Annotated in this window: 6 protein-coding genes and 1 pseudogene; 4 read left to right on the top strand and 3 right to left on the bottom strand. The window is 63.4% G+C overall.

All coding sequences use genetic code 11. The annotated features are described in order from the left end of the window. Together HKL97_RS09105 and HKL97_RS09100 are read right to left on the bottom strand one after the other, a co-directional pair. Nucleotides 1–421: pseudogene (locus tag HKL97_RS09105) on the bottom strand (two-component sensor histidine kinase); the annotation flags it as partial. Continuing rightward, a complete protein-coding gene (locus tag HKL97_RS09100; RefSeq protein WP_291424582.1) occupies nt 418–1,137 on the bottom strand; it encodes a response regulator in 720 nt (239 codons plus the stop codon). The pseudogene HKL97_RS09105 and the gene HKL97_RS09100, both read right to left, overlap by 4 nt. Nucleotides 1,138–1,450: 313 nt before the next feature. Between HKL97_RS09100 and HKL97_RS09095 the strand changes: the two genes are divergently transcribed. The 4 genes from HKL97_RS09095 (at nt 1,451) to HKL97_RS09080 (ending at nt 5,861) form a co-directional block, all read left to right on the top strand. Further along, a complete protein-coding gene (locus tag HKL97_RS09095) occupies nt 1,451–2,575 on the top strand; it encodes a type III PLP-dependent enzyme (protein ID WP_291424580.1) in 1,125 nt (374 codons plus the stop codon). Between the two features lie 24 nt (nt 2,576–2,599). Beyond that, nucleotides 2,600–3,301: a dienelactone hydrolase family protein gene (locus tag HKL97_RS09090; RefSeq protein WP_291424578.1), complete on the top strand. Its 702-nt coding sequence runs from the start codon at nt 2,600–2,602 to the stop codon at nt 3,299–3,301. A gap of 47 nt (nt 3,302–3,348) precedes the next feature. Next, nucleotides 3,349–4,473, top strand: coding sequence for a hypothetical protein (locus tag HKL97_RS09085; RefSeq protein WP_291424576.1), 1,125 nt, complete (start codon nt 3,349–3,351; stop codon nt 4,471–4,473). A 167-nt stretch (nt 4,474–4,640) separates the two neighbouring features. Continuing rightward, the gene (locus HKL97_RS09080) at nt 4,641–5,861 is read left to right on the top strand and encodes an EAL and HDOD domain-containing protein (RefSeq protein WP_291424574.1); all 1,221 of its coding nucleotides are present in this window, start codon (nt 4,641–4,643) and stop codon (nt 5,859–5,861) included. Between the two features lie 14 nt (nt 5,862–5,875). On the opposite strand, the gene HKL97_RS09075 is transcribed toward HKL97_RS09080, so the two are convergent. Beyond that, on the bottom strand, nt 5,876–7,759 hold the full coding sequence (locus tag HKL97_RS09075) for an ABC-F family ATP-binding cassette domain-containing protein (RefSeq protein ID WP_291424584.1): 1,884 nt from the start codon (nt 7,757–7,759) through the stop codon (nt 5,876–5,878). Nucleotides 7,760–7,776 lie beyond the last annotated feature (17 nt).

Below are 7,776 nucleotides of genomic sequence, written 5' to 3'. Positions count from 1 at the left end.
GGCCAAAGCTGATGATGATGCGCGTGGGGAGGCCGTGGCCATGCAGCAGCAGGCCGCGCGGGTGCAAGCGCATGGGCATGTTGTCGGCAAAGATGCTGGCGCGGAGAATGTCGCGTTCGGCAAGGGGCAGATTGTAACTGTGCGGCGGCAGCGGGGGGGTTGCGCTGATGCTCAGCGTGTCACCCTTGGGCAGCGCCTCCTTGGCGATCAGAGCGGGGCGCTCAGCCGGGGGCGCCATGGCGATGTGCCGGTAGATGATGACCGCGCGGGTGGCGAAGATCTGCTCTTCCTGGATGCGCAACAGCTTGATCTGGTTGACGGTATGGATGAGCAGGCCGAGCAGCTGAATGCAGGCGAAGCCGGCGAGGAGGATGAGGATCGTGCGGCTGGCCAGGCTTTTGGGCCAGAGGAATAGCTTCAACGCCGCTCTACGGGGGTGGAGAGCACATAACCGCCGCCGCGGACGGTTTTGATGATCTGGGCGTGGCGGCCATCATCTTCCAGCTTGCGGCGCAGGCGCGAGACGGCGACGTCGATCGCGCGGTCAAACGGGCCGGCCTGGCGGCCGCGCAGAAGGTCGAGCAGCATGTCGCGCGTCAGCACGCGGTTGGGGCGGTCGAGTAGGGCGACCAGCAGGTCATATTCGCCGCCGGTGATGGCAACTTCGACACCGGAGGGGTCGGACAGGCGCCGGCGGGCGGTCTCTAGCGCCCAGCCGGAGAAATGGTAGCTCTGGGCGGCGCTCTCGGGCGGACGATCTTCCGAATCACCGGTGCGGCGGAGCACGGCGCGGATGCGGGCCAGCAGCTCGCGCGGGTTGAAGGGTTTGGTGACGTAATCGTCGGCACCGAGTTCCAGGCCGACGATGCGGTCGGTCTCCTCGGCCATGGCGGTGAGCATGATGATGGGCACCTTGCCCTCGGCGCGCAGCCAGCGGGCAAGGTCCAGCCCGCTTTCGCCGGGGAGCATCAGGTCCAGCACCACGAGTTGGAAATGCCCGTTGGTGAAGGCGCGGCGAGCTTCTTTGCCGTCGCGCGCGGTGGTGACGCGCAGGCGCTGGCGTTCCAGAAAGCGGGCCAGAAGGTCGCGGATTTCACGGTCGTCATCCACGACGAGGATGTGGGGGAGGGTTTCCATGGCTGTTACAATAGAGGGTTTGCGCTGGAATGTGCAGGGCATGTTGCAATTGGTGACAATCTTGCCGGGGCGCGTCCGGGGCTCGCGCGGGGCTAAAAAAATACTTGCGTGGGAGGTGCATTGGTCCTATTTGCCGCTTTACGCAGCAACGCACGTGCCTCTGCCGGTCTCCTTAGAGTGAATCGGTTACGCAACGACGTCAAGCGTTCTGGCAGCACTGCCGGGGAAACCCGGAAGTGGCTGGTTCGTTGGACCGTTTCGCAACCGCGCCCGTCGCCTTATCAGGCGGGCCTTCATATGAAAGGTGACTGCGGTGAATCCTAAAATCGCATCATTTCTCGACTCTTCCGCCCTGGCGACGCCTTGTCTGGTGCTGGATCTGGATGTCGTGGCTGGCAATTATGCCGCGCTGCGGGCCGCCTTGCCGGCGGCGAAGATCTATTATGCCGTGAAGGCCAATCCGGCGCCGGAGATTCTGCGGCTGCTGGTGGAGAAGGGTGCGTGTTTCGATGCCGCCAGCCTGCCCGAGATTGAGGCCTGTCTGGCTGCGGGCGCGCGGGCCGAGGCGATCAGCTATGGCAATACGGTGAAGAAGCCCTCCGCCATTGCGGCCGCGCATGCGCATGGGGTGCCGCTGTTTGCGTTCGACTCAATCGAGGAGTTGGAGAAAATTGCCCGCCATGCGCCGGGGGCGAAGGTTTACTGCCGAATCGCGGTGAACAACGTGGGCGCGGACTGGCCGCTTTCGAAGAAATTCGGCACCAGCATCGCGCGCGCGAAGGAGTTGATGCTGACAGCCCCCCGGCTTGGGCTGCAGCCGCATGGGTTGTCGTTTCATGTCGGCAGCCAGCAGACAGGCACGCCGGCGTATGAGATGGCGATCGCCGAGGTGGCGCTGCTGTTCACCGATCTCAAGAACCACGGGCTGGAGCTGAAGATGCTCAACCTGGGCGGGGGATTTCCGGTGCGCTACCAGGATGATGTGCCCGAGACGGGCGTGTTTGGCCATGCCATCATGAACGCCATGACCGCGCATTTCGGCAACGACCTGCCCGATATGCTGATTGAGCCGGGGCGCGCCATTGTTGGCAACGCCGGGGTGGTGGTCTCCGAGGTGGTGCTGGTTTGCCAGCGCATGGAAGAGGATGAGCGGCGCTGGGTGTATTTGGATATCGGCCGTTTCGGCGGGCTGGCGGAGACCGAGGGCGAGGCGATCCGCTACCGGATTACCGCTGGCAAGGGGCCGGGCGGGCCGGTGGTTCTGGCAGGGCCGAGCTGCGATGGCGTGGATGTAATGTATGAGAAAACGCCGTACCGGCTGCCGCTGGACCTGACCGCCGGGGAGCGTGTACTGATCCATGATACCGGGGCCTATGTGACAAGTTACGCAAGCCAGAATTTTAATGGTTTTACGCCGCTTGCGGAGCATTATCTGTAGGTCTTCATTATCAGGGAGACGGCGATGCGAGAGATCAAGTTGAAGGCGGCGGATGGTTCGGGTGAGTTTTCGGCGTTTGTCTATGCGCCGCAGACGCAGGATACCTGCGGCGCGGTGGTGGTCATTCAGGAAATTTTCGGCGTGAACGATTCGCTGCGCGCCACCTGCCAGACCCTGGCGGACATGGGCTTTATAGCCGTCGCGCCGGATTTGTTCTGGCGCCAGGAGCCCGGCGTGAGCATCTCCGACAAGAGCGATGCCGAATGGCAGAAGGCGTTCGCGCTGATGAACGGGTTTGACCAGGACAAGGGCGTTGAGGATTTGAAGGTGACGCTGGCGGCGGCGCGCAAGCTGCCGGGCGCCAACGGGATCGCCGGGACGCTGGGCTTCTGCCTTGGCGGGCGTTTGGCGGTGATGATGGCCACCCGCTCGGACGCGGATGTGAATGTATCATACTATGGCGTGGGCATTGATAACCTGGTGTCTGAGTTTGATAAGATCGAGGCGCCGCTGATGCTGCATATCGCCGAGAAGGATGAATATGTGTCCCCCGAGGCGGTGGAAACCATTCTGGACGGCGCCGAGGAGAGCGAGTGGATTGATGCGTTCGTCTATCCCGGTGTGCAGCATGCCTTCGCGCGGGTTGGCGGTGTGCATTTTGATACGCGTGCCGCGGTGATCGCCAATGGCCGCACGGCGGAGCTGCTCTCCGAACTGCTGGGCTGACTTTGCAGCGCCGCGGGTTTTTCGGGATGGCCGGTATGGGGATGCTCATGCCGGCCTTTGCTTTTGGCGGTGTCCCCGCCGCGGATTTTGCCGCTGGGTGCGTGGCTGCCATCTGCGGGCAGATGGCGGCGCTGCCCGATGGGCCGGTGCTGCTCAACAGCTATCTGGTGGAAACCGGGCCGGCGGCCGCGGATTTTGACCGGACGCAGGCGAACGCCGCCTATGTGTATGACAATGCCCTGGCCGGGTTGTTGCTGCTGACGGCGGGGCATGAGGCCGAGGCGCGGCGCATTGGCGCGGCGCTGGAGATCGTCCAGGCGCACGACCGGTTTTATAAGGATGGCCGGTTGCGCAATGCCTATATGGCCGGGGCCGTGGCAGCGCCGGCCAAGCTGCCCGGCTGGTGGGACGCCAAGGCCGGACGCTGGGCGGAAGATCCGTATCAGGCAGGCAGCCAGAGCGGGCCGATCGCCTGGGCGATGCTGCTGTGGGCGGCGCTGGGGATGCGCGCGCCGGCCGATGCGGCGGGGAATTTTCTCGATGACCGGCTGCGCGCCGGTGCCGGCTATTACGGCGGGTTTTATGGTTTTGAACCGGACCCGCTGAAGCTGACCTGGCAGAGCACCGAGCAGAATACGGATTTATATGTGGCCTTTCGCAGGCTTGGCCGCGCCGAGGATGCCGCGCAGGCGAAAAAATTCGTAACCTCGATGTGGGATGCGAAGGTGGACCGTTTTGATGCCGGGACGGCGCCGGATGGTGCGGTTAATCATCTATGTGCGGCTGATGCGGGGATCTGGCCGTATCTGGCGGGCTTGGCCCCGGCGGAGTCCGCGTTGACCGCGATCAAGGCGTTGCGGCGTGGCGAGGGGATCGGGTTTTCCGATGCCAGCGCCAGCATCTGGCTGGAAGGCACGGCGTTTGCTGCGCTGGCGTTGCGGCGGATGGGCGATGTGCGGGCGGCGGCATTTTTTGCGACGCTGGCACGCAATGTTTCGCCGCAGGGGTATGTGTATGCCACCGTCGCCCCGGAGCTTTCCACCGGGCTGACCACTGGCCCGAGCCTGCAAAAGGGCGTGCCGGAACAGGCGTTCGATTATTTCCGCCGTCCGGCGTTGAGCACCACCGCCTGGGCGGGGCTGGCGGCGATGGGGACTAATCCGCTGGGGTGAGGGGCCGTGCCCTGGATATGTTTGTTACATTTATGCTGGATTAAGGATTACGTTCTAAGGAGTGGAGTGATCTATCCCCATGCGCCGGCGGTTTGGCCGTGAAGCGGCGCAATGAAGTAGATGGGCAGCGCATGATAAAAAACGTTTGTATGAGAAGATAGCTGGACATGATCGGTGATCAATTTTTTCTGGGGCGGCAACCGATCGTCGGAAGAGATAATGAATTGGTCGCTTATGAGTTTTTGTTCCGCTCCTCGGCGGCCAATACCGCGGTGATCAGCGATGATGTGGCGGCCAGCGCGGCGGTGATTCAGTATTTGTTCGCGGGACTTGGTATTGATGCCGCGCTTGGCGGTAAGCGCGGATTTATCAATCTGTCGGAAGAACTGCTGGTGAGCGAGAGCATAGAACTGTTGCCGCGCGACAAGGTGGTGCTGGAAATTCTGGAGACCGTACCCTTGACCCCGCGCGTGGCCGCGCGCTGCGCGGAGTTGAAGAACCTTGGTTATGCGCTGGCTTTGGACGATGTGACCGAGCTGACCGCGGCGCATCGGAATTTGTTGCCGTTGATTGATGTGGTGAAGCTTGATGTGCTGGGGATGCCGCCGGAGCGGATTGCCGCTTTAGTGGGGATGCTTAAGCCTTTTGAGCTTACCTTGCTGGCGGAAAAGATTGACACCACCGAGCAACACGAGTTCTGCCACGGTTTGGATTTTGATTTGTTCCAGGGATTTTTCTTCGCCCGTCCGGTGATGCTGACAGGCCGGACAGTGCAGCCTTCGGCGCTGGCGCTGTTGAACCTGCTTGGGTTGATCGCGAAGGATGCCGAGATCGAGGAGATTGAACAGGCGTTGAAGCAGGCGCCTGATCTGATGGTGCATCTTTTGAAGATCGCCAATTCGGCGGCGTTCAATCTCTCTCGTAATATTTCCAGCGTGCGCGGGGCGATTGCCAGGCTGGGCCGGATTCAGCTGAACCGGATGGTGCAGATCATGATGTTCTCGCGGCAGAACGATGCTGCTGTTGCGGTGAATCCGCTGTTGCAGACAGCGGCGATACGCGGCCGGATGATGGAGGGGCTGGCGGACCTGACCGGCTGTGGTGCGCTGCGCAACCAGGCCTTCATGACCGGGATGTTGAGCTTGGTGGACGCGCTATTTCAGCAGCCGCTTGGGGAGATTTTGGCCTCGCTGAACCTGGATGCCGCGATACAACGGGCCTTGCTGGCGCGTGAGGGACAGTTGGGGATGATGCTGCGGTTGATAGAGGCGAGCGAAAATTGTGGACATGAAACGACACCGGCGTTGATGGCGCGGCTGGGGTTTTCGGATATGGATGCATTTAACCGCGTGCACGCCGAGGCGCTGGCGTGGGCGGGGCGTTTCTGAGTGTCAGCAGCCTGCTAAATTGCCGCTTCCAGCGCGGCGGAGGCTTCCAGCCAGGCTTGTTCGGCCGTGTCCGTCTCGCGCTTGATGGCGGCGATGCGCTGGTTGATGTAGGCGAGATCCTTGGCCTTGCCGGCGGCGTACATCCCGGGGTCAGCCAGTTTTTTTTCCAGCAGGTCCTTCTCCGCGGTGAGCTTGGCAAGGCGCAGTTCGGCTTCCTTGACCGCCTGGCGCAGCGGCGCGGTTTTGCCGCGGGCCTCGGCGCGTTCCTTCTTGCCCTCGGCGCGGACGTTCTTGCGTGAATTGTCACGCGAGCCGCCGCCGCTGCTGGCGCTGCCCTCGGTGACGCTGGCGGCATACGCGGCGAGGTCGCCTTCCAGCGCCGTGACTTTGCCGTTGGCCACCAGCAGCAGGCGGTCTGCCACGAGGTCCACGAGGTAGGGGTCATGCGAGATCAGCACCACCGCGCCCTCGAAATCAGCCAGGGCCCGCACCAGGGCGTCGCGGGCGTCAATGTCGAGATGGTTGGTGGGCTCATCGAGGATGAGCAGATGCGGGGCATCGCGGGTGGCGAGCGCCAGAAGCAGGCGGGCCTTCTCACCGCCGGACATGGCGCCGACCTTGGTGTTCACGCGGTCGGCATCGAGCCCGAAGCGGGCAGCCTGGGCGCGCACCTGCGGCGGCGTGGCCTTGGGCAAGGCGCGCGAGAGATGCTCATAGGGGGTCTCGGTCATTACCAGGTCTTCCTCCTGGTGCTGGGCAAAATAGCCGACGCGCAGGTTGCCGGTACGGAACTGGCGGCCGCGCAGGGGCTCCAGCCGCCCGGCCAGGAGCTTGGCCAGGGTGGATTTGCCGTTGCCGTTGGTGCCGAGCAGGGCGATGCGGTCTTCCATGTCAATGCGCAGGGAGACGCCTGTGAGTACCGGCTTGGTGTCGTAGCCGATGTCCACATTGTCGAGGCTGAGCATCGGCGGCGCCAGCTTGTTGGGTTCGGGGAAGGAGAAGCGGGTGACGCGATCTTCCACCACTGATTCAATTTGCGGCATGCGCTCCAGCGCCTTGATGCGGCTCTGCGCCTGCCGGGCCTTGGTGGCGGAGGCACGGAAACGGTCGACGAATTTCTGCATATGGGCGCGCTGTTCGGCGGCTTTTTCGGCCGCGCGGCCGAGTTGCAGGGCTTTTTCGGTCTTGATGCGCACAAATTCAGCAAAGCCGCCGGGGGTTACGGTGAGCTTGCCGCCGTCCAGATGGGCGATGGCTTCCACCGCGCGGTCCAGCAACTGGCGGTCGTGGCTGACGAGGAGCACCGCGCCGGGGAATTTGGCGAGGTATTGCTCCAGCCAAAGGGTGGCTTCCAGATCCAGATGGTTGGTCGGCTCGTCGAGGAGCAACAGGTCTGGGTTGGAGAACAGCACCGCGGCCAGGGCGACGCGCATGCGCCAGCCGCCGGAGAAGCTGCTCATGGGGCGGCTTTGCCATTCGGTGGAGAAGCCGAGGCCGGAGAGGATGGCGGCGGCGCGGGCGGGGGCGGCGTCGGCCTCGATGGTGAGCAAACGGTCATGAATTTCGGCGATGCGGTGGGGATCGACCTCGTGGTGGGCGGCCTCGTCCAGCAGCGCGGTGCGCTCGGTATCAGCCTTGAGCACCACTTCCAGGGGGGTTACATCGCCGCTGGGGGCTTCCTGGGCGACATAGCCGAGGCGTACGCGCTGGCCAAAGCGAATGTTGCCGCCGTCGGGGTGGAGCTCACCCGCGATCAGCTTCAGCAGGGTGGATTTGCCAGCACCGTTGCGGCCGATGAGGCCGATGCGGCGGCCGGGGTCGACCATGAGGGTCGCGCGATCCAGCAGGGTGCGCCCGGCGATGCTGTAGGACAGATTCTCTAGACTTAAAACGCTCATGCCCCCCTCTACAGTGC

It is taken from the genome of Acidocella sp. (genome assembly GCF_013044125.1).
Classification (GTDB): Bacteria; Pseudomonadota; Alphaproteobacteria; order Acetobacterales; family Acetobacteraceae; genus Acidocella.
The sequence above is the reverse complement of the archived record's forward strand: the minus strand, read 5'-3'. Positions and strand labels throughout refer to the sequence as shown.